This is a genomic window from Paenibacillus sp. SEL1 (assembly GCF_054602535.1).
On record NZ_CM137723.1, the window covers coordinates 393,789 to 416,201 of the forward strand.

22 protein-coding genes are annotated in these 22,413 nt (G+C 45.1%); 4 read left to right on the plus strand and 18 right to left on the minus strand.

Annotated elements, in window-relative coordinates; all coding sequences use genetic code 11:
* Window positions 1-88 precede the first annotated feature (88 nt).
* The 12 genes from ACYCSE_RS01835 to ACYCSE_RS01890 form a co-directional block, all read right to left on the minus strand.
* Window positions 89-973, minus strand: a complete 885-nt coding sequence (locus ACYCSE_RS01835) for an IS3 family transposase (protein ID WP_250259456.1) — start codon at window positions 971-973, stop codon at window positions 89-91.
* Window positions 928-1,242, minus strand: coding sequence for a transposase (locus ACYCSE_RS01840; RefSeq protein ID WP_250259457.1), 315 nt, complete (start codon window positions 1,240-1,242; stop codon window positions 928-930). The genes ACYCSE_RS01835 and ACYCSE_RS01840 overlap by 46 nt, the downstream gene beginning before the upstream one ends.
* A 156-nt stretch (window positions 1,243-1,398) precedes the next feature.
* Window positions 1,399-2,280, minus strand: coding sequence for a carbohydrate ABC transporter permease (locus tag ACYCSE_RS01845; RefSeq protein WP_013311404.1), 882 nt, complete (start codon window positions 2,278-2,280; stop codon window positions 1,399-1,401).
* Between the two features lie 55 nt (window positions 2,281-2,335).
* The gene (locus ACYCSE_RS01850) at window positions 2,336-3,217 is read right to left on the minus strand and encodes a carbohydrate ABC transporter permease (RefSeq protein ID WP_039273005.1); all 882 of its coding nucleotides are present in this window, start codon (window positions 3,215-3,217) and stop codon (window positions 2,336-2,338) included.
* A gap of 26 nt (window positions 3,218-3,243) precedes the next feature.
* Window positions 3,244-4,587 carry an extracellular solute-binding protein gene (locus ACYCSE_RS01855; RefSeq protein WP_250266436.1) on the minus strand — a complete coding sequence of 448 codons (1,344 nt, stop codon included), beginning with the start codon at window positions 4,585-4,587 and terminating at the stop codon, window positions 3,244-3,246.
* Between the two features lie 133 nt (window positions 4,588-4,720).
* On the minus strand, window positions 4,721-5,521 hold the full coding sequence (locus tag ACYCSE_RS01860) for a response regulator (protein ID WP_459701089.1): 801 nt from the start codon (window positions 5,519-5,521) through the stop codon (window positions 4,721-4,723).
* A 2-nt stretch (window positions 5,522-5,523) separates the two neighbouring features.
* Window positions 5,524-7,290, minus strand: a complete 1,767-nt coding sequence (locus tag ACYCSE_RS01865; protein WP_459701091.1) for a cache domain-containing sensor histidine kinase — start codon at window positions 7,288-7,290, stop codon at window positions 5,524-5,526.
* Between the two features lie 276 nt (window positions 7,291-7,566).
* Complete coding sequence (locus tag ACYCSE_RS01870; protein ID WP_459701094.1) at window positions 7,567-8,559, minus strand: Gfo/Idh/MocA family protein; 993 nt, start codon at window positions 8,557-8,559, stop codon at window positions 7,567-7,569.
* 213 nt (window positions 8,560-8,772) lie between these two features.
* Window positions 8,773-9,216 carry a HEAT repeat domain-containing protein gene (locus tag ACYCSE_RS01875; RefSeq protein WP_013311410.1) on the minus strand — a complete coding sequence of 148 codons (444 nt, stop codon included), beginning with the start codon at window positions 9,214-9,216 and terminating at the stop codon, window positions 8,773-8,775.
* A gap of 216 nt (window positions 9,217-9,432) precedes the next feature.
* Window positions 9,433-9,774 carry a cupin domain-containing protein gene (locus ACYCSE_RS01880; protein ID WP_023989787.1) on the minus strand — a complete coding sequence of 114 codons (342 nt, stop codon included), beginning with the start codon at window positions 9,772-9,774 and terminating at the stop codon, window positions 9,433-9,435.
* A 74-nt stretch (window positions 9,775-9,848) separates the two neighbouring features.
* Entirely contained in the window at window positions 9,849-11,093 is a 1,245-nt protein-coding gene (locus ACYCSE_RS01885; protein WP_430151466.1) for a PTS ascorbate transporter subunit IIC, read from the minus strand.
* A 324-nt stretch (window positions 11,094-11,417) separates the two neighbouring features.
* Window positions 11,418-12,440: a substrate-binding domain-containing protein gene (locus tag ACYCSE_RS01890; RefSeq protein ID WP_459701097.1), complete on the minus strand. Its 1,023-nt coding sequence runs from the start codon at window positions 12,438-12,440 to the stop codon at window positions 11,418-11,420.
* Between the two features lie 338 nt (window positions 12,441-12,778).
* On the opposite strand from ACYCSE_RS01890, the gene ACYCSE_RS01895 reads away from it, so the two are divergent.
* Window positions 12,779-13,972 carry a glycoside hydrolase family 5 protein gene (locus ACYCSE_RS01895; RefSeq protein WP_459701099.1) on the plus strand — a complete coding sequence of 398 codons (1,194 nt, stop codon included), beginning with the start codon at window positions 12,779-12,781 and terminating at the stop codon, window positions 13,970-13,972.
* 302 nt (window positions 13,973-14,274) lie between these two features.
* Window positions 14,275-14,910, plus strand: a complete 636-nt coding sequence (locus ACYCSE_RS01900; RefSeq protein ID WP_071642325.1) for a LysE family translocator — start codon at window positions 14,275-14,277, stop codon at window positions 14,908-14,910.
* Between the two features lie 221 nt (window positions 14,911-15,131).
* Here ACYCSE_RS01900 and ACYCSE_RS01905 read toward each other — a convergent pair whose 3' ends face one another.
* The 4 genes from ACYCSE_RS01905 to ACYCSE_RS01920 all read right to left on the minus strand — a co-directional run bounded on the left by ACYCSE_RS01905 (window position 15,132) and on the right by ACYCSE_RS01920 (window position 17,675).
* Window positions 15,132-15,386: a hypothetical protein gene (locus ACYCSE_RS01905; RefSeq protein ID WP_459702576.1), complete on the minus strand. Its 255-nt coding sequence runs from the start codon at window positions 15,384-15,386 to the stop codon at window positions 15,132-15,134.
* Window positions 15,344-15,925 (minus strand): NAD(P)H-dependent oxidoreductase, encoded by a 582-nt coding sequence (locus ACYCSE_RS01910; protein ID WP_459701101.1) that lies wholly within the window; start codon window positions 15,923-15,925, stop codon window positions 15,344-15,346. Before ACYCSE_RS01910 ends, ACYCSE_RS01905 begins: the two co-directional genes overlap by 43 nt.
* Before the next feature lie 73 nt (window positions 15,926-15,998).
* Window positions 15,999-16,583, minus strand: a complete 585-nt coding sequence (locus ACYCSE_RS01915) for a TetR/AcrR family transcriptional regulator (RefSeq protein ID WP_459701103.1) — start codon at window positions 16,581-16,583, stop codon at window positions 15,999-16,001.
* Between the two features lie 441 nt (window positions 16,584-17,024).
* On the minus strand, window positions 17,025-17,675 hold the full coding sequence (locus ACYCSE_RS01920; protein WP_459701105.1) for a DUF4183 domain-containing protein: 651 nt from the start codon (window positions 17,673-17,675) through the stop codon (window positions 17,025-17,027).
* A 443-nt stretch (window positions 17,676-18,118) separates the two neighbouring features.
* On the opposite strand from ACYCSE_RS01920, the gene ACYCSE_RS01925 reads away from it, so the two are divergent.
* The gene (locus ACYCSE_RS01925; RefSeq protein WP_061828743.1) at window positions 18,119-18,532 is read left to right on the plus strand and encodes a DUF4183 domain-containing protein; all 414 of its coding nucleotides are present in this window, start codon (window positions 18,119-18,121) and stop codon (window positions 18,530-18,532) included.
* Between the two features lie 161 nt (window positions 18,533-18,693).
* On the opposite strand, the gene ACYCSE_RS01930 is transcribed toward ACYCSE_RS01925, so the two are convergent.
* A complete protein-coding gene (locus ACYCSE_RS01930) occupies window positions 18,694-19,431 on the minus strand; it encodes a cyclase family protein (RefSeq protein ID WP_440722761.1) in 738 nt (245 codons plus the stop codon).
* A gap of 380 nt (window positions 19,432-19,811) precedes the next feature.
* Here ACYCSE_RS01930 and ACYCSE_RS01935 point away from each other — a divergent pair, with 380 nt between their 5' ends.
* A complete protein-coding gene (locus ACYCSE_RS01935) occupies window positions 19,812-21,095 on the plus strand; it encodes a pectate lyase family protein (protein ID WP_459701109.1) in 1,284 nt (427 codons plus the stop codon).
* A gap of 146 nt (window positions 21,096-21,241) precedes the next feature.
* Here ACYCSE_RS01935 and ACYCSE_RS01940 read toward each other — a convergent pair whose 3' ends face one another.
* On the minus strand, window positions 21,242-22,309 hold the full coding sequence (locus tag ACYCSE_RS01940) for an ABC transporter ATP-binding protein (protein ID WP_013311421.1): 1,068 nt from the start codon (window positions 22,307-22,309) through the stop codon (window positions 21,242-21,244).
* Between the last annotated feature and the right edge of the window lie 104 nt (window positions 22,310-22,413).

The following is a 22,413-nucleotide window of genomic DNA, read 5'->3' on the forward strand; positions in this document are numbered from 1 at the left end:
TTTCCCATCGACTCAAACTTGACTCGCATAAAAAAGCACCTCCTAGCATTTGGTCAAGCCACCATTTTATAGACACTGAAAAAAGCCCCTAGGCTATAAGCTGCTTCCGATACTCTTTCGGAGGCAGCTTATTTAACTTTCGTTGTGGTCGACATTGGTTGTAAAATCGAATATATTCTTCTATTCTCCTTTGTGCCTCATCCATATTTCGGATATCATAGGGGTAGAGCCCTTCCGTTTTGAGATGCGAGAAGAAGCTCTCCATCGAGGCATTATCATAACAATTGCCTCGGCGAGACATGCTGATTCGGGCGCCAACCTTTGGCAGCATGTCATGGTACGCATGGGACGTGTACTGGAATCCCTGGTCGCTGTGAACGATGAGGCCAGTCACGTCTTTTTGCTGTTTCCAGGCTTGTCGAAACGTCTGTAAAACCAGTTCGTTATCATTTCTATGGCTCATCTGGTACGCGATAATTTCGTTATTGAACAAGTCTTTAATCGCAGACAGATATAGCCAGCAATCACCCACACGATATTGCGTGATATCTGTGACCCATTTTTGATTAGGTTTGTCCACCTTGAAATCCTGTTTTAGCAGATTTTTCGCCACACGACCTTTCGTAGAGGAAGTATAGTTGCAGCGATGTTTCCGGCGAATTTGTGAGCGGATTCCCAAGACCTGCATGAGCCGGAGTACCTTTTTATGGTTCATCCAGACTCCATGATCGTGCTGCAAAAATAGTTGAATTTGGCGATAGCCGTAGACCCCGTTATACTGCTCATACACTTTCTTCACAAGTGCTTTCGCGTCCCGATCTCGATCTGTTTCTCTCCGTTTTAAGAAGGCGTAATATCCACTTCTAGAGACCTTAAACAGCTTACAGAGTTCGCTAACTGGATACTCTTTAGCGGCCTTCTCAATCGTTACATACTTGTGCGCCTCATCTCCTGCATCCAGATTTCCAAACACTTTTTTAGCATGTCATTTTCCCGTCTCAGCTTCTGTACATACCTATCCTGGTCGATATACTCCTTACGCCGTCCTCGCTGGTCCATTAGCCCGAATTCACCGAGTTGCTTGTATTTGCGCATCCATTCTTTTAATCGATGTCGATCTGCGATCCCAAACTTCTCCATGAGTCTACGATACGTCCAACCTTCTTCAATATGGAGTCGTATGGCCTCTACCTTGGTTTCAAACGTATACTCGTTAAACTTTGTTCCCTTTTTCGCCGGCATAAAAAATGCACCCCTTAGATTTCATCGGATAAACCAGGGGTTTATTCCAATGTCTATTCTAAGGGGTGCACTTCAATTCATCGGACAAACCAAGAGGTTTGTTCCAAGTGCCAATGTCTACACTAGGGGGTGCTTTTCTAACCAGTGGAATTTGTTTTACCCTTTAACCGACCCGGCCGCAATCCCTTCCACAATCCGGTCACTCATGATGAGAAACACGAGCAAAATGGGCAAAATGCTGATCATCAACGTAGCTCCGATAGCTCCCCAGTCGGTCGTATATTGTCCGATAAAGTTCTGGACACCAACGGTCAGTGTTTTGTTTTCGTCCGAGCTGATGAACGTATTGACGAAAATAAACTCATTCCAGTTATAGATCATGTTAATAATAGATGTCGTTGCCATGACAGGGGTTGTCATGGGCAGCACGATTCGGAAGAACATCCGGTTGACGGAGCAGCCGTCCATAACGGCCGCTTCTTCCACTTCACGGGGCAAGGCGTAATAGAAGCCCAGCAAGATCATCATCGTTGTCGGCAGATTAAAAGCAACATACGACAGGATGATGGAGAGTGAAGTATCTGTTAAATGCAGTTTGAGAAACATACTGAACAACGGAATCAAGGTGGAATGGACTGGAATCATCAGTCCGACCATAAATAGCCCGAGAACCAGCTGACTTCCTTTCCACCGCATACGCGTAATGGCAAACGTTACAAAGCTGGCTAGCAGCACCGTCAGCGCCACGGATATGACCGTAATCCACACACTATTGAAAAAATACCGCCCGATATTGCCGCTAGTCCACACATTCATATAGTTCTCCCAATGCGGCTGGGACGGGAGTGCAAACGGCGGAAGGTTAAACACTTCCTGATTATTTTTAAGCGAGAACAGCATCAGCCACACCAGCGGTAAAAGCTGCGTCACCGCCAAGATGATTAAAATGATATACAAAGCGGCATAACCGACCCGAGTTAACATTTTGCCGCGGGTAGCGACTCCTAGCGGATAGTTGGCGGCTGCCTGGGTTTTCATATCCGTTCCTCCCTCTTCCTGTCCTTTGTTACCCTCATCTATTAGCAAGACTGCATTATGAATACTGGATGGTGTCACTCGTAGCCGTAACCTTTCGGATCAGCCACGTAGCGATTAGACAGATGAGCAGCAGGGCAAAGGCTGTGGCGCTGCCGTATCCAAAATCAAAGCTGCGGAATGCCTGGTGGTACATGTAAGAGGCCATCACTTCACTGGCTCCATTCGGTCCACCATCCGTCATGACGTAGATGAGATCAAAATATTTGAGCGAGCCGACAATAGACAATATGATCGTAACGTTAATCACCTCTCGCAGCAGGGGCAATTTGATACGAGTTGCAATCTGCCAGGCACTGGCCCCGTCGATCCGGGCAGCCTCCATTAGCGTTTCGGGAATGTTTTTCAGCCCGGCATAATAGATCAGGATATAAAAGCCTGCATATTGCCAAATAATCGGAATGAACAAGGCAAACAGCACCAAGGACGGATTAGCTAACCATTCAGGCGGATTGTGGACTCCGACCGACGCCAGTATGGAATTGAACACTCCGTTCGTTGGATGATACATTTTGAGCCACAGCTGTGCGATCGCTACAGATGACAACAGCATGGGAATCAGATAAATTTTCCGCAGCAGATTCGCTCCCTTGATTTTTCCTGACAAAATCATCGCAATGACCAGATAACCGATCAGACTGATGCCTGAAAACAAGGCCAACAGCAGCGAATGCCAGGCACTTTGCCAGAATGCACTGTCTGTGAGCAAATGTTGATAATTGTCCAGCCCCACAAAAGTCATAGAGCCGATTCCATTCCACTGATTCAGGCCGTAATAGCCGGTCAGTACGATGGGTACATATATTACGGCGAATAACAGCAGCAGAGAAGGCAATACATATAGAGCAATGACAAGCTTATTGGACATGACCTTTTCCACGGTTGGACCTCCTTAGGTGGTCAATTTCAATTTTCTTTCTCGATGGCAGCCTTATGCCGCTCGGCAAATTGTTGCGGTGTCACCGCTTTACCAAACAACGCCTGAATCATATTCAAATGTACCTGTGCTGCATTCGGCTTCATCTGTACATCGGCGAACAAGGTAATGCTGCTGGCTTGATTCAGTCCGTTCAGCAAATCGACATACAGCTTGGGCAATTTTTCTTTGGAGGTGTCCACTTTCGTCGCCGGAATTACGCCCGCCTGTGTGACCGATTGCTCTCCCCACTTGACTACGAAGTATTCAACGAACGCTTTGGCCTCTTCTTTTACCTTGGAATTTTCCGAAACGAACAAACCTACTCCCGGACCTCCTACCCAACTGTTCTCGTTGCCCTTGCCGCCTTCAACCATCGGGAATTTAAAGAAGCCAATTTGATCTTTAAATGCTTGCGGGATTGCAGGATTGGTCGTAAAATTCGGCAATTCCCAAGTAGCCATTAAATACATAGCCGCTTTGTCGTTCATAAACTCGGATTTTCCCTCATCATTGGACAAGCCGTTAAATCCTTTGTTAAAGGCATTCATATCCACAAGCGTCTGGACTTCGGAGGCCGCCTGAATTAAACCAGGGTCATCGAACGATCCTGAGCCGTCAATCGCTTTTTTCAGCGTTTCGTTACCTGCTATACGGTCCGCCAGATACATATACCAGAGCGAGCCGGTCCAGCGGTCTTTATTGCCCAATGCAATCGGTGCAACTCCGTGATCCGTAAGTGTTTTCACAACTTGCTTAAATTCGTCAAATGTCGCTGGTACCTTCAAGTTGTATTTTTGGAATATGGCTTTGTTGTAATAAATAGGTGTAATGTTCAATTCAATCGGAAGCGCATACGTTTTGCCATTCAGCGCATAAGCTTCGGTCGTTCCCGGTACGAATTTGTCCTTCAGCTTGGAACCATTCAACAGGTCATCCATCGGCGTAAATAATCCACCTTTAACGTAAGGCTCCATGAAACCCGCTGCCCAGGTGATGCCGATATCCGGCAATTCATTGGAAGCTGACAGCACTTTGAGTTTGTTTTTATATTGTTCATTTTCCAGCACTTCCTGCTGAATGACGACATTCGGATGATCCTTTTGGTATTGATCTATAATCTGAGTCACAAGCTTGCTCTGCTGTGCCGAGCTTCCCTCTGGCCACAGGTGCATCATTTTAAGTGTAACCTTTCCCCCTTCTCCACTGGAACCGCCTTGACCATCCTTACCAGCACCGCAACCGGATAGCACCAGCATGAATGACAGCAGCAGGGTCAACCCAGCAAACCATTTTTGATGTGAGCGCTTACGCAAACCATACTCGTTGGACATCGTTAGACCTCCGTTTGTTGTATTTATTTTTTGTAACCGTTATCATTTGTAAGTTTAGCACTTCATTCCTGCTTCCAACAGGGTACACTCATTGGGTATAATTCCACTTTTATTGGGTTTGATCTGCCTACTGTCAGTCAATATTCTCTGGTCCTGTACGCATCTGCTGCCTGTAGCGGCTAGGACTTATCCCCTCGGTCGCTTTGAATACTTTAATAAAGTATTTATCTGTCCGGTAGCCTGATTGCTCGCCGATTTGGGCAATCGTCAACTGGGTATGCAGCAGCAGCTCCTTGGCTCGTTGAATCCGCAGTCGATGCAGATATTCGCTGAAGGACAAACCACTTTGCTCCTTGAATAAAACACTAAAATAGCTCGCATTCAGGTGTGAATGCGCGGCAGTCTGCGCCATCGTAATGGATTCGTGAAGATGCTCCGCCATATAGGTGAAGGCACGTCGTACCGCATCACTAAGAGTAGCCGCCTGGAGATCAAGCTCTAGCAGAACAGGGTCAGCCAGCTTGTCCAGCTTCTCGTACCGCTGCCGCTCCTCTTCCAGCCGAAGCGCTTCATTGACCGCATTCAGCAGCTCCTGCTTATCAATCGGTTTGAGCAAATAATTGACGGCTCCCAGACGAAGAGCCTGCTGGACATAATCAAACTCCGCATAACCCGAGATGACAATGATCGCTGGTCGTCGTGAATCTCGTTGCAGAGAGCGGATTAAATCCAGCCCACTGAATTCCGGCAACCGGACATCCGTAATCAACAGATGAACCGTCTCCGCTCGCAGTATATTTAATGCTTCCAAACCATTATCGAATGTCACAATCCGGTATTTCCCGGCGGCCCATTGCTCCAATGTCTGGTGTATCCCCTGACGTGTTCGCTGTTCATCGTCTACAATGACAATGGTTTTGGATGAAACACTCATTCCTACCGCCCTCCATATTCATCAGGAATTTCAAAAGCGACCACAGTTCCTTCCTGCTCAGCACTATGTATCAGCACACCGTCCGTTGGATAAGATGCGCTGTCATAATAGAGCGTGAGCCTGCGCTGCACATTCACTAGTCCCATACCGGTTCCCTTGCTCTGGCAGGCTGCTCCCCCCATCAACGCTGTACGCACAGCCGCAAGTTCTTCCATTGTCATTCCAGGTCCGTTATCTATAACCGCGATCTTGGTCCAACCCGATCTGGTCGAAGGAGTGACACTGATTTCAACGCGGCCGTTGCCGATGCGATTTTCGACACCATGCAAAATGGCATTCTCTAGAATAGGCTGGATCAGCAGTTTAGGAAGCGGAATTCTGGCTGCCTCTGAAGGCATATGAATTTGCCAGCTCAGACGTTCACCCAGACGCATCTCCATCAGTTCCAGATAACGACGGATTTGCGCCATTTCTTCCCCGAGGGTCACCCAAGAGTCATGGTGAGCCGGTTCGATAACATAACGAAACAGCCGCGACATGGACACCATCAGCCCCGCAAGCTCCTCCTCTCCCTTCTCCTGTAACGACCAGTTGAAAGCATCCAGCGTATTAAAAAGAAAATGCGGATTGATCTGCGCCTGCAGAGCTTTAAGCTCGGTCTGGCTTTGTAAAACCTCCTTCTCACAAATAACACGGATCAATTCATTAATATCGACAATCATCGTATTGTACTCTGCGTTCAATTCTCGCAGCTCGACTGCTGCTGCCGGTTCTGGATTCAGGGCCAATGCCCCTTCCCGTGAACGACGCATCGCCTGAATCAAGTGACCTATCGGTCTTGTAATCAACGTAGACAACATAAAGGACATGAACAGAAATAGCACGGCACCAAGAGACGCGGAAATGATAAGTGTAGTTCGTAAAACCGTAATTCCGTCTGTGACGACGCTAACCGGAATCAGAATCAGCAGCGACCAGCCCGTCCGCTCCGACTGCTGAACCGCCTTCACATATTCCCGCTCCCCAATATGAACCGTCTGTGTCTTGCTATGCAGTACACCTGACAAATCCGTCTGGTTCATTGGTTCACCCGACAGCAGCTGGCCTTGACGATCTACAAGCAGCATGGTTTCATCCGCTTCTTCATTGACTGTTGACGCATCATTCAGTCCAAAATAACTTCGCTCCATACGGGTAATCAAGTACCCTCCTCGTGAGAACCAGCGATCCACCAGACTTACCTGCCGAATTGCCAGCAGTGACCGAGGGTCTTCGGGATCAATACCGATCCAGACCAGTCTTCCTTTCATCTGATTCGCTTCCCGGATGTCTGCCTGTCCAATACGTTCCTCCAGACTGCCCTCTCTAATCGGAAACAACATCTTTCCTTCGGCGGTATACAGCTCCAGTGAGCCGACACTCGGCATATATGCCTGATAGCTATGCATCACTTGCAGTAGGGATTGGCGCTGTCCGAAATTTACCTTGCCCCCGTTACGCTCCTCCAGCAAAATATGCTGAACAGACGGGTGATTCGCGACCTGCTCCGTCAAGCTGTCCATCTGGCCGATTAATGCATCCAGCCTACCGCTTGCTTGTACGGCGGTCTGACCAATATGTCGCTCGGCACTGTCTTTTAACAGGTGAGATACATTGAGATAAATGAACGCCCCCGCCACACTCATCATAATGAGCATCACCAGTATAAACCCGATAAAAATCTGATTACGTAATGTGTTTAATGGTTGAAACCTTGACCTTGAACGCATATGCCTTCTCCCCCTGAACCATCGCAGAAAAATGGGTGATGATAACGCTTTCCTTTTCCTATTCTATCGCATCATTCGTCTTTGTTGGCGTATTTTCAGCAGAGATTAATCAAAATGGGCAGGAATGCTATGAAATAGAAAGGTCGTAGGGTAAACAAAAAATGACTCCCGACAAATGCAGGAGCCATCTACTGACCAGTTAAACCGAAGCTTCTTTCAAATCACCCAAACTAAGGTACCGTCCAGGCTCCAAAGCTTGGATATAAAATAGATATCCTATTGGAGCGCAGCCAAAATGCGGTCGCACAGCTCCATCGTTTTCACGTTGTCCCGTCCACTTGAATCAGGCGTCCGTCCTTCTTGGCAGCAGTTCATGAAATGTGCGATTTCACCAACAAAACCGCGCAAGTACAAATCACGGTATCCGCCCGACATCGCGGAGGCTGACGGTGTCAGAACCGTATCGTTTTCCGCAAGGGATTTCCAAGGAAGCTCTGTATGACTCTCCGACTTGTGAATGATCAGTGTGTTCACTTCATCCGCGTTCGCAAAACCGTGATCAAAGGTTACCGTGACCCCTTCACTCTCGCGTGTCCATGCTGTCATACCTGCGAAGTATACGCTGCCCACTACACCATTTTCAAATTTCAGGGCAATCGTATGGGAAATACACTCACCGTTATCGTTCGCAAATCCGGTAACCTGCACCACTTCCCCGAACAAATAACGTACCAGATCGACCATGTGGACCGCCGCCAGCTTCATGAAATCTTCGCCGGTTTTACAAAACAGGGTACTGTCCACGAGGAATTTTGCCTGAAATGAGCGTGCGGCTCCAAGCGAGCCACCCTCAATCAATTCTTTTAATTTTATGTATAGAGGTGCGTAGCGCTTCATGAAGCCGACCATCAGGACAACGCCTGCTGCTTCTGCCGCATCTGCAATTTGGGCCGCTTCCTCCGCATTCCAACCCAGTGGCTTGTCTACAAAGACATGTTTTCCAGCCTTAATGCAGTCTAGTACGAGCGAAGGATGATCTGCCGCTTGTGCAATCACGACAACTCCATCACAGTCTTCCTGCTCCAGCATAGCCTTGTAATTGTCATAAGGTGTGCCGCTGCTTCCAAACCGCTGAAGTGCTGTCTTCGATCTGCTTAGATCTCTGGTCGCAATCGCCTGAATTTCAGCACCTGCCCCAATAACAGCAGGATATATATTGGTTGAAGCGTGAAAGCCCGCCCCGATAAAACACAGCTTCGCCTTGCTCATGTTAGTCCCTCCCATGTACACACTAAAATAATCCGATCCCATCGTACCATATTGCCGAAGTATATATACAGTGGCATAAAGATAAAGGGCGTGATTCTTAAGGAGAACAAGCTAAAAAAACCTTAACAAAGATAATCCCTTATCCTTGTTAAGGCTCTGTCTGCATCACCAGTATTGATCCTTAAATACACATTCAATTACAGGGTTCAGACATTATCTTGTAGATAACGAAGCCCATTTTTGCTCCAGCCACTGATCAAATTCAGCACCCTTGTCGCCTTCGTAGATGTCATAAATATCGACTCTCATCTTGTGCAGCTTCTCGCGAAAATCGTTATAGGTATGGTCGGCTGGCAGGCTTTTTTTAATCCGCACCAGAATCTTCGTCAGACCCTTAACAAGTTCACCCTCTTTGCGCACAGGCGGCTGTACATTCTCGCCCCATTCCTGAAGTCTGCGGTAAGCGGCTTCCTGGACGGCATATACCGTATCATTATTCAAACGGTGTGTCAGCAAGTCAATCGTCTGCTGGTTCTTCCATGCACCCAGATCATTTACCGCGGCTAGGCGTGTTTTCCAATCGGAGGTTCGGTTTGCAGCTACTTTAAGCTGCTCATATACTTCTGCAAATTCTTGCTGAGTTTCGTTGTTTTCCAAAATCATCTCATCCTTTTCTAAAAATCACTATATTACTGTTCATCACGATTGCCGTTTGTTAAATATAACATACTTGCAGGTCTTCTTCTAAAAAAGATAAAAATGAAATGTATTGGACATGCCAGAAGGCATCATCCGCCTCAGTTGGCTGCCGCGGAAAGGCTTCGTAAATCCCTCCAGATCTCGGGGTAGATAAACCGTATTTTGTAAGGAGATTTACAGAAAATCTGCACGTGCTGGTGTAAATGCATCTAGCAGAATGCCGCCATCCTCCAGTGGGATACAGCCATGAAGAGTATCGGATGGAAAATGAATGCTGTCTCCTTCTTTGACGGTCTGCACTTCCTTGGTTTCGCCATTATCGATCATGAACTTAAAACTTCCCTTTATTACATAAGTGACTTGCTCATGGACATGCTTATGCAACAGGATCTCCCCTGTTTGCGCTTTAGCAAACATCACTTTGACATACATAAGCTGGTCGCTATGGGCCAGCACTTTCCGGGTGGTATTACTGTCAACGATGTCAATTTGAATATCTTGGTCGTTAAAAAACATGGATAATTCCTCCTCTTTTTAAGCACAAATGATTTAGATGAGTTATTTTGAAAAAATTCATAAATCGATTTAGTTTAAAACCAGCGAAAAATAAGCCAAAGTACTCCGGAAAGGGTAGTAAAGTCGGGATCGGCGAATGTTACTCCTTCGGCACCCAAAAAGGAAAAGAGCGGCAAGGTGAGGGCCGGCAGCAGACAGAGCAAGAATCCATTAAGACAACTGGAAATAACAGCTCCTCTGAAACCACCGCTGGAATTGCCGAATATCGCGGCTGCACCACCAGCGAGGAAGCAGGCCATGATCCCTGGCACAATGACAGGCAATCCGATAAACGGGAAAAGAAAGACGCAGGCAACGCCTGTGAAGAAGCTGACCAAGAAGCCTACCAACGCGGAGTTGGGTGATTTATCGAACAGTACCAGAACATCCACACCAGGGATTGCTCCAGGTGCGAACACTTGGGAGAAGCCTTTGAAAGCGGGTACAATTTCAGTTGTGAACAGCTTAACACCTGCTTTTGCGATATACAAGCCGGCAGCAAAAATAGCTGACTGTTCGAGGATAAAGACGATATATTCTTTGCCATCCGATAATTTGCTGACATAATCAGAACCAGCAACCAGTCCAGATACCAGTAAAAGCACAAGCATCGTCAAGGTCGTTGCAACATTGGGGTCGCGCAAAAAACTGATGCGGTCATTAATGTTCACATTTTCGGTGTCATTTTCACGGTTGCCAAAAACTTTCCCTAAATAGGTACCTAGAATGTAAGAGGTCATGGAAGCATGAGCAATCGTATATTCATCCGATTTAATAATGTTTTTGCTGGCATTCCGGAGTAGGTAAGGAAACACCGCCATATAGCTCCCAATTACCAAAGAGCCGACGATGATCGTAGTCAGCGAGCTGAGACCCAGACCTTTCATAACGGCTGTAGCGGCAAAGCTCATAAACAAAATCAAGTGAAGAGACAAATAAATGTACTTGAACTTGGTCAGGCGTGCAAGCACGATGTTAAGGATCATGGAAAAGAGCAGAATGAGCGCAGCATCCGCCCCGATCTGATCAATGGTCAGTGCCATAATGGCTTCATTGCTGGGTACGACACCTTTAAGGTTGAACGCATAAGAAAAAATTTGGCTGAAGTTAGTGAGAACGCCACCTAAAATGCCGCCGCCGACCTTGATCATGGTGAAGCCCATAAAAGAAAGGGTGGTTCCCGTAATGATCTCCGATACTTTCTTCCTCTGGAATATAAGGCCGAGTAATGTCACAATCGCGATAATGATGGATGGCTCCCTGATAATGCTCATAAACATTTCCATAGTGATCTCCGACTTTCTTTTATTTATTTTCATTCTTACTAAATCGATTTAGTAATACTCGAAAAAAATTTCCCTTCCGGGAATGTAAAAAAAGCAGAATCATTTTTGTGAATTAAATCACAACAAACTCCATACATTATTCGTCTAAGCTCCATTCCTCCCCTCTCTTCAATCGCAACATCACTAAAATCAGGACATACATAAATGAAAGGGTATTCATGACTCGAATCATAAGATCATTATAGCTCTTTATTTTCTTTTTACAATAGAATTCATAAAAACGTTTTCAAAAAGATAAAAAGGACTTATTCATATCATTCAGTTCAGTTTTTGGACAGATTCTCTGTGGTTAATGACCGGATTCATTCGGATGATTTCTGACAGTTCCTCATGCTCCTGTTCTTTTTGATCAATTTTCTCCAGCAGTAGCCGGGCACTTCTTTTCCCCATTTCAAAACTCGGCTGGGAAACGGTGGTGATCGGCGGATTATAAAAAGACGCAAAGGATACATCATCTATGCCAATCAAGGAAAAATCATTAGGTATGGTCAGATGATTATTTTTTGCATAAATCAGCACCTGCTCCAAAATCATGTCATTCGTAGCAATGATTGCAGTGGGCGGATTCTCCATGTGGAATAGTTGTCCAATCAGATTGGGCATTTCATCCAACCTGCCGCTTTTGATGTAGTTTTCATTCACTGGGATGTCATGTTTGCCCAACGTATTTCGATAACCTGACAGTCGCTCACTTCGTGTAGTGATCGCTTTTTTGCCTAAGGGGAACGTGATAATCCCAATGTTGTTATGACCATGCTCAATGAGTGCTTCAACCGCAAGCTCGCTGGCCTTTTCATTATTCAACAGCACCGTATCTACGCTGATTTCATCGATTTTCCGGTCCACAAACACGAAAGGATAGCCATTCTTGACAAGGGAAACATATAATTTCTTGTTCTCTTCCGTCGGGAAAATGATAAGTCCATCCACTTGCCGAGCAATCATCGACTGGACATACTTTTTCTCTTTGAGCGAATCATCATCGGTATTGCAGACAATGACCTGGACATTTTCCAGTTGGCATTCATCTTCAATGGCACGCACGACTTCTGTTGTAAATCTCGATAAAATGGTTGAAGAAATAACCCCCACAATGAAGGTCTTCTTCTGCTTGAGACTACGTGCTACCTCATTGGGTATATAACTGAGATCCTCAATCGCTTGCTCGATCTTCTTCTTGGTGTTTTCACTCATATAGTTGTATCTCTTTTGTAGAAACTGCGAAACTGTACTCTTCGACACCCCGGCACGTTCTGCAACTTCCTTCATCGTTGTTACCATAATTACCCTCCTTTCCTTTTTGCATGTCATGCGTGTTAATTTTCAAATATATATATTCTGCAACCTGTATGTAAAGTGAATTTCACTTTATTATATACCTTCTTTTACAGCAGGAAAATATAATAAATAAAGAGTTAGAGCGTGCCATCCAGCCCATAAACAACCGCTCCCACAAAAGCTGGACACTTAGCTTAACCATCCGTTGTTACGAATCTATTGAATTCGAACAAAATCTTAGAAAGATACGAATTTTATGAACTTGTTTGATGGAAGATTTGAACATAAAATAAAAATGTAATCGGTTACAATTTCTTTTAAATAAAGGAGGAAGCAGAATTATGAAGAAAAAAGGAATGAAAAAAACATTTTTCGTCATTGCCTCCCTCGTAATGGGCTTCACACTGTCTGGCTATACTCCCGCTTCAGCAGATGCAGCCAGTGTGAAAGGATATTATCACACCCAAGGAAACAAGATTGTAGACGAATCCGGGAAAGAAGCGGCATTTAACGGTCTGAACTGGTTCGGTCTGGAAACTCCTAATTACACCTTGCACGGACTGTGGAGCCGCTCAATGGACGACATGCTAGATCAGGTGAAGAAAGAAGGCTACAATCTGATTCGTCTGCCTTACAGCAATCAGTTGTTCGATTCCAGTTCTCGTCCAGACAGTATTGATTATCACAAAAACCCTGATCTGGTCGGATTAACTCCGATTCAAATTATGGACAAGCTGATCGAAAAAGCTGGACAACGCGGTATTCAGATTATCCTTGACCGTCACCGTCCAAGCTCAGGTGGGCAATCCGAGCTGTGGTACACATCCCAGTACCCTGAGTCTCGCTGGATTAGCGACTGGAAAATGTTGGCTGATCGTTATAAAAACAACCCTACCGTCATTGGTGCGGATTTACACAATGAGCCACACGGTCAAGCAAGCTGGGGCACAGGCAATGCCTCCACAGACTGGCGTCTGGCGGCACAACGTGCAGGGAATGCGATTCTGTCCGTGAATCCGAATTGGCTGATTCTCGTAGAAGGTGTAGACCACAATGTACAAGGCAACAACAGCCAATACTGGTGGGGTGGCAACCTGACAGGTGTAGCCAACTATCCTGTCGTTCTGGACGTACCGAACCGTGTCGTATATTCTCCACATGATTACGGCCCTGGTGTGTCTTCGCAGCCATGGTTCAACGATCCGGCCTTCCCGTCCAACTTGCCAGCGATCTGGGATCAAACCTGGGGCTACATCAGCAAGCAAAACATAGCTCCGGTACTGGTCGGTGAATTCGGCGGTCGTAATGTTGATTTGTCTACTACTGAGGGGAAATGGCAAAATGCACTCGTAGACTATATTGGTGCCAACAACCTGTACTTTACGTACTGGTCCCTGAATCCGAATAGCGGCGACACAGGCGGTCTGCTACTGGATGATTGGGTTACCTGGAATCGTCCGAAGCAAGATATGCTGAGTCGAATTATGAAGCCTGTTATTTTCGTAGCGGAACAAGCGAAAGCAGCAGCCGAATAAGCCTGTCGCCTGCTCCGCGGGTATATGACAACGGCCCATCCTTTGGGCATTTGACACAGGACAGGCTGCCCATGTTTTTTGCTGATTATCGTGAATGAGTAACTACGTAGTATCCTCATTGTAAAAGCCGCTTTTCCCTCCTTCAGGATCAGGTCATGCCAGACCTATGGAGGGGTGAAAAGCGGTTTTTTTAGGTAAACTTACATATACGTATAACAGATATTGAAGATTGACAATGAGCTATTTACTAAATTATCATTACCTTTTAATGTATTTCATAACGAATAGGTGGTGTTCACAAAATGTTTGGAATCGTAAATTATGAAGTATTTTTGCTTACTGGAATCCTCCTAAATCTAATTCCTGGTGCAGACACCATGTATATAATTGGGAAAAGCATTGCACAGGGGAGAAAAGCCGGTGTGTATTCTGTTTTCGGTATCATTAGTGGTTCTTTGATCCATACGTTGTTAGTTGCTTTTGGTTTATCAATTATACTTACAAAGTCAATTATCGTGTTCAACATGATTAAAATAATTGGAGTTATTTATTTAGTTTATCTAGGGGTTAGAATGCTATTAGATAAAACAAATGCAAGTTTTAGAGCATCTGAATCCAATAAACAACACAGCAACAGAAAAACATATCTACAAGGGATGTTGACCAGTCTTACGAATCCCAAGGTTTCTTTGTTTTTCATTGCCTTTCTTCCACAATTTATTGATACAAAGGCTTCTGGGCCCATTCCATTTATCATTTTAGGACTTACATTTTCGTTCACCGGATTGTTATGGTGCTTGTTTATTGCCTATTTTTCCTCTTACATTACCCATAAAATAAAAGTCAACCAAAGGCTTAGCAGCTATTTAAACAAAATAACCGGGATAATCTTCATCGGATTAGGATTAAATCTTCTTCGAACAAAGGCTCCTCAATAAATCTGAATAATTGTTCTCAAATGTTCCACTAACAGGAACGTTTTTGAATTCCTCATATGACCGCCTATAGCTAAATGGTGGTCATATTTTTTTCAAGAATCAACACAGTACAATAACAGCTAAGCTTTCCTTCCCTTCTTGACGTCTTTTTTCCAGTTTTACACATTGTAAATCCCCCATTGAATGGGAACCCAGCACAGTCTGTTTTTTATCCCTATGCATTATTGGGGCCCTGCCGGTCTAGCGACCGGATTTATTTTAATCGTTGCATCGATATTTATATAACGTTGATTGCAAACATGAGCGATTCCAAACACCGCAATGCGAGCCAGTTGCTCCCATTGCGGTGTTTTTTCTTTTTGAAGGTCAATTATGATCAGATACCACCATGGTTTACCTGTAGCCAATGGATTTGGGGCAGGCAGGCGAAAACCTAGCTCATGCTTCGTCCCAGCTGCTCCACCTTGCTCAGCCAATCGTTGCGCTGCTGATCCGATAATTTATTCATGAGATCAATCGCCGTAGAATGCACTGGTTTGACACCACATAGATGCAGCGTGGAATCCTTCATCATTCGATGCCCAGGTTGTCCCTGGAAAAATCGGTAGTACCAGTGTGGACCGTCCATCGTTGTAATGAGGCGGGCCGTTCTTCCTTTTAGAAGCTTGTCAGGCAGGGGTTTTCCTTTTTGATACTTAAACGCAAATCCCGGCATAAAGGTACGGTCAATGAATCCTTTCATTAATGCAGGCAAGCTGCCCCACCAGATCGGAAAGACAAAAACGAGATGTTCTGCCCATTTAATCGACTCCTGTGCCTGGATCAAATCAGGCTCCAGCGGCAATTTATTACGATATCCACCTAATAGATTTGGATTAAAATCAAGCTCGGATAGTTGCAACAAACGAACCTCTGCCCCTGCAGCCTTCGCCCCTTTTACATAGAATTGAGCCAACGCTTCTCCATAACTGCCAGCGACAGGATTCCCTTGAATTACCAATATTTTTTTAGACATATAAACTATTCCTACCTTCATATTATGTTTTTAGTTAGAAAACACTAACTTTATATTTAAAAAGAAAAGGTCACTACTGACCTTTACTTAATAAAGCAGTTAAACGTTGTTTGACCTCTGTTGCAAATGGGACCAACTGCTGTGGAAGTTCACCTTCGAGGCTGGACACGGACAAGCGTGTAATAGCTCCAATGATGAGCACACCGGATAGCTGGACATCCTGCTTCGGCAGTTCACCTTGTTGAATCCCCTGTTCGATGAATTCAGTCAACGCCTCCAGCGGCTGACGCACATTCTGGCTCTGGCTTGCTTCAACATACAGCTCATGATGCTGTGATAGTAGAAGCAAGCCATACTGGTCCTCATCATGCAAATTCAGCACTTCATCCACCAGTTGATGGAAACGACTGACGAAGCTCCCACTCTGCTTGCGATAGAAGTCAATTAATGTGGTGTAGCTATTGCAATACTGCCCGAATACTTCCAAGGCCATCGCATCTTTACTCTTAAAATGCTTATAAATCGCGGCATCCGTCACACCGGCAGCCTCTCCAATTTCTTTGACCGAAATCCCGTCAATTCCTTTGGTTGCAAATAAGCACATCGCTGCCTGCAGAATATCTTTCTTTTTGCTGTCTATATGTGTTTTCTTATTCATAAGCTTATAGTAAGCGATAACTAACTAAAATGCAAATTATATTTATGCAGGCTCATTCCCTCTTCATACCTTCATTTAAAATATATTGAATCCAACCTAATACACCATGTTTTTATATGTGATTAATTATAAACACCTTAAATTATACGTGTATCACCCCATTTTATTCATATAAAATAGATATGTAACCGAATAAAACGGGCGCTAGGACAGTTGGGACTAATTATGCTTGAGATGCACGCAGCCACCCAGCAGGGAAAAGACTCAGGCAATCTTGGCCTATGGAGCGACGAGCACATTTCCCCGCTGCAAAAAAGTCGTGCAAGCCATCCATGACCAAGGCTCCAAAGTCGGTCTTCAGCTTTGGCATGTCGGATGCAAAGGCTCGTTGCCCCAAGAAACAGCTGTATCTGCCTCTGGGTTGCCTCACCGCAAACCGTATCATCCACTGGATCGCACACTAAATTGGACAATTTCCACAATAATAGGTGTGCCGGAGAGAATTGCCTCTCCTTCGTTAAGGCGAATCGTCAGCGATTCAGGTGTCAGGCTATACAATGTGCTTTCTTGTATCATGCCGTTAATGTATAGATTGGCGTAACTATTGCTTCCGACATTAAAACGCTGAAAGACCTCCTGTACACCATCTACAGAAAATTGATCTGCCATAATCGTGATTGAAGATTCAATTGTAGCAGGCGCAAAATAAAAATACCGCTCAGCTATGGGTATAATTTCAATATTTGAAATGTCAGCTGCCGGACCGGTTGGGCCTGTTATTCCTTGGGCGCCGGTAGGGCCCGCTATGCCCTGTGCTCCAGTAGGGCCAGGTGCACCTGTTGCACCTGAACTACCTTGGACTCCAGCCGGACCTGGCACTCCTGGCGCTCCCCGTGTTCCTGCTGGACCCTGTATTCCTGGTATTCCTTGGACTCCCGGTGCTCCCGCAGTTCCCGGTATGCCTTGCGCTCCTGCTAAACCTGGAATGCCTTGTACTCCGGTCAAACCAGTTTCACCCTGTAACCCTGTCAAACCGGGAATGCCTTGTGCTCCTGTCGAACCCGGAACACCTCGCTTTCCCGTCTGGCCCATTCTTTTCCTCCGCTTGACAGGAATATTTCTACACCGTCGTTGCATGATTAGCTTTGGATGCTTTTTGGCATTGAACCTTGTTTTTGTTCTACCTTGGAATGAATAACTTGTTTTACACTTTTTACGTTTGTTGGTCTTGCAATGTACGGTTCTCTTTCCTTGCCTTCTTAGTGATGAATCGCGTCTCCTCATACCAGCCGTATGCACCTCCTTCTCTCATGCTATGTATTGTATGCACATCCCCCTTTAGGGTTTTAGGCATCTGTAGCATGCCGATTCCAAGTATTCGCTTCCATCTATATTTGTAGCAAAATAGGGCCTTCTCCATTTACCCTATTATTAATAGAAAGGTTAATATGCCGTTTCCAAATAGGTTGAAAAATCATTTATTGATTAAGAGCCAGCGAATGGCTCATTACCAGTAAAGAAAGGAGATGAGAACTATGCCAATCATAAAACCTGTGTTCACAGCAGTAGCTACAGCTCCAGTGTCAACAGGTGGTGCCGTAACCACGACTATAGCCCCAGCCACGACTCGCTTTTTTGCAACCATTACAGCTGGAATGATCGGAGCAACAGTAACAACCGTTCCTGCTGCAAGTTTTGTAGATGACGCTGATGCTCCAGTTGTTGCTTTGCCAACATTAGCAGCTACGGATTCTTCTAATTATTATATTAACGGAGTTATTCAGCAGAGCTCCTTATTCACCCTAACCACAGCAAGTTTGGTCATTGCCTCCGTAGATATTACACCAGGTGTCCCAGTTGTTATAGAAATAACAGATTTTAGCAGTACAACCTCCACCATATCAACTCAGCCCACCATCTCTGCCCCTACCGTAACGATTATCACTTAAGACGTTTCATTATTTTGATTCAAGATGGACTGAACGGTCATTCACGCTGTACATTACCCCATATAAGCTAGAAAAGACCGATTCAGATGTCGATATCTGAATCGGTCTTTTAGTTCAAGATGATTATATTATCGTTTTATCAATGACTGAGTACTGTATGGTTAAGGCAAAATAGCAAAGGAGCGCACCGGAAATCCGGGGGAATCCTGAATGCTCGGAACGATATTATATATAACCGCGCCCGTCGGGGGCAGCTTGTCCAAATTCGTCATCACCTCAACTTGATATCGATCCTGCTCCAATATGTAATATTCCCCTACCAGCTTGCCAGCATTGCGATAAGCTACAGAGGAATCAGTATCTAGTGTTTCATGTCCAATGGCAGCTACATTCCGTTCTTCTACCAAAAAGCGTAGCGCTTCCAGCGACCAGCCCGGACAGTGTGCATCTCCAGCGTCGTCCTTGTTTGAGAAGGCATCTGAATCAGGCCAACGTTTGCTCCAATCACTGCGAAAAGCGACAAAGGACTGATCAGCAATGCGTCCATGCTCTTTCTCAAAGTCCAAAATATCCGCAACCGTAAGTTCATAGTCAGAATTGGCTGCAACGGCTGCTGAACGGTCAATGACAACTAGCGGCAAAACCAGTTCCTTCAACGAAAGCTCATGCAAGTAACGTTTGCCCTTCACAAAATGAACGGGTGCGTCAATATGAGTCCCATACTGACCGGGAAAGCAGTATTGTTTTACAAAAAAGCCATCGTCGTGGGTAAACAGGGTATCCACCTGAACATTATCGAATACGGGAAAATGAGGGATTTCAGGATAAAAAGCGTGGGACAAATCTACCCACTCTTTTTGCTTCAACAACTTCAAGATATCAGCTAAATGCTCTGCCATGATGCCCATTCCTCCTCAGCTTTATTACAAGCCATTTTACCTGAGGATTCTTCAAAAATCTATAAATCGATCTGCTAAACTAATATAGATTGCAATCGTTAACATTCTGAGAAAAAAACATAAACAATTCCATATATTCATATATACATTTCCTATTCCGTGTGATTGTTAACGTTTTCATTATTACATATACGTATTGATTGGAAAAAGAAGGGGTCTATTGAATTATATAAAAAATTCGACAAAAATTTTAGTATGTAACTTTTATTATATTAACAAATACTGGAACACGAAGTATGATAGAAAATGTAGAAACCACAGGAGCACCCGGGACTCCGTTCGTTCATCTACTCCATTAATCCAATATACGGAGGTATTTTATGAAAAAGAGATTTTCACTCGGAATCGCAGCGGCTCTACTGTTCACTACTCTGGCTCCTATAGGTGCACCTGCTCATGCAGCCAGCGATATTGGCAAGGAGACGCTCGGCAGCAAAAACGGATGGGCAGCCTTTTCTACAGGCACAACAGGTGGAGCTGCGGCGACTACCTCCAATATTTTCACCGTAACGAATCGCAAACAACTTGTCGATGCCTTAGGCAAGAGCAGCAACACAGCGCCTAAAATCATTTATGTCAAAGGAACGATCTACGCCAACGTCGATGACAATAATAAACCGTTAGGATTGGACGATTACAAGGACCCTAAATATAATTTTGACGCCTACCTCAAAGCGTATGACCCGTCCACATGGGGGAAAAAGGCTCCGTCCGGCACATTGGAAAAGGCACGTGAGGCTTCACAAAAAAATCAAGCCAGTCGTGTCATTATTGATATTCCGTCCAATACAACCATTGTCGGGCTGGGTAGCGACGCCGTCATTAACGGCGCAAACCTCCAGCTGAAAAAAGGGACAGACAACGTTATTATCCGTAATATTGAATTCCAGGATGCCTACGATTATTTCCCTCAGTGGGACCCAACAGACGGCAGCACAGGCAATTGGAATTCGGAATATGACAGTATTACAGTTAACGGCGCCACACATGTATGGGTAGACCACAATACCTTCAATGATGGGTCTCACCCCGATAGCCAAAATGGCACCTTTTACGGTCAAGAATACCAGCATCATGATGGACTTCTCGATGTGATCAACCAAGGCGATCTGGTTACGGTTTCTTACAATCATTTTTACGATCATGATAAATCGTCGATTATTGGCAACAGTGACAGCAAAACAGCAGATGAAGGAGCTTTACGTGTAACCTTGCATCACAACTATTATGAAAACACGGTACAACGCACACCACGTGTACGGTATGGACAAGTCCATCTGTACAACAATTACTATACAGGTGATGTAAAACGCTCCGAATATCCTTTACTGTATATATGGGGTGCAGGTAAATCCTCCAAAATCTTCGCCGAAAACAATGTCATTGACGTTGCCGGTTTATCTGCAGCTAAAATCGTGACTGTCTTTGGAGGAACTGCCCTGTCAGATACGGGCACAATCCTGAATGGACAAGCTGTTAACGCAGGCTCCAGCGCGGGTCTTAGCTCCTCTGTAGGCTGGAAACCATCGCTGAACGATAAAATTTCCCCATCCGCCAGTGTGAAGACAGAAGTCACTTCCCAAGCTGGTTCCGGTAAGCTGTAAGCACTGCCCGCTAACACCAATAACCACAGGCGCATACAACCTGCGATATTACACCAAAAAGGCTGTTTCCTCCGTAGAATGATTCCACACGGAGAGAACAGCCCTTTTTTATTTCTCATTGGTTTAGTTATAAATTACGTTGCGCATTAACTGCCGTATTGTTCTACCAAAACCGGCTTTTCAAATGCGTTATCCAGCTTGCGAAGTTTAGCCTTTACCGCTTCTGGTGGCTCAACCGCAGGCGCATCTGGATGCAGCAACCATGATTTTACAAAGTGCGTATCGGATAATTGAAAGAGTGGAGGCTCTTTCTCAAAGTCAATTTTCATAGCATAAGAACTGCGGGCTGCAAAAGCATCCCCTACAGGTGGGTGAAGCAGATCCGGAGGTGTTCCCGGAATAGCTGCCAGCTTCTGACCATGGCTGTCCAAACTTGGCATAGAAGCGAGAAGGCCCCATGTATATGGATGTTTTGGGTTGTAGAAAATTTCATTAACCGTACCTGTTTCCACGATTTGTCCTGCGTACATAACGGCAACACGGTCCGCCATCTTCGCCACAACACCGAGGTCATGCGTAATAAAGATGATGGAAGTATCGATCTTTTTCTGAAGATCTTTCATCAGCTCCAAAATTTGAGCTTGAATCGTTACGTCCAACGCTGTCGTCGGTTCATCGGCAATCAGAAGTTTCGGATTAGCAGCCAATGCCATCGCAATGACGACACGTTGACGCATACCGCCACTAAATTCATGCGGATATTGGTTAAAACGCTGTTCAGGATGTGGAATACCTACCAGATTCAGCAACTCAATACCCCGCTTGCGAGCAGCATCCTTGGATATTTTTTCATGCTTGAAAAGCACTTCCGTGATCTGCTTGCCGACTTTCATCGTCGGGTTAAGCGAAGTCATTGGGTCCTGAGAAATCAGGCCAATTTCCTTACCACGAATTTTTTGCATCTGTTTTTCTGTTTTATTAATCAGCTCTTGTCCGTCAAACATAATTTGACCCTTTTGATAGATGCCCGGAGGGGTCGGAATCAACTTCATAACAGCTTGTGAGGTTACGCTTTTGCCTGAGCCGGATTCGCCCACAATCGCCAGCGTCTCTCCTTTATTGACATGAAAGTTTACGCCACGAATGGCCTGCACTAGTCCCTGACGGGTCTTGAAAGATATCGTTAAGTCCTTCACTTCCAAAAGGCGGTTCATCTCATCACTCTTTCATTTATTATTCATCGCTATTATTGACCACTATCTAAAAAAACGACGTCCAGGAGTCAAGGTATATACGATTAATTTTACTCAGTTTAGTA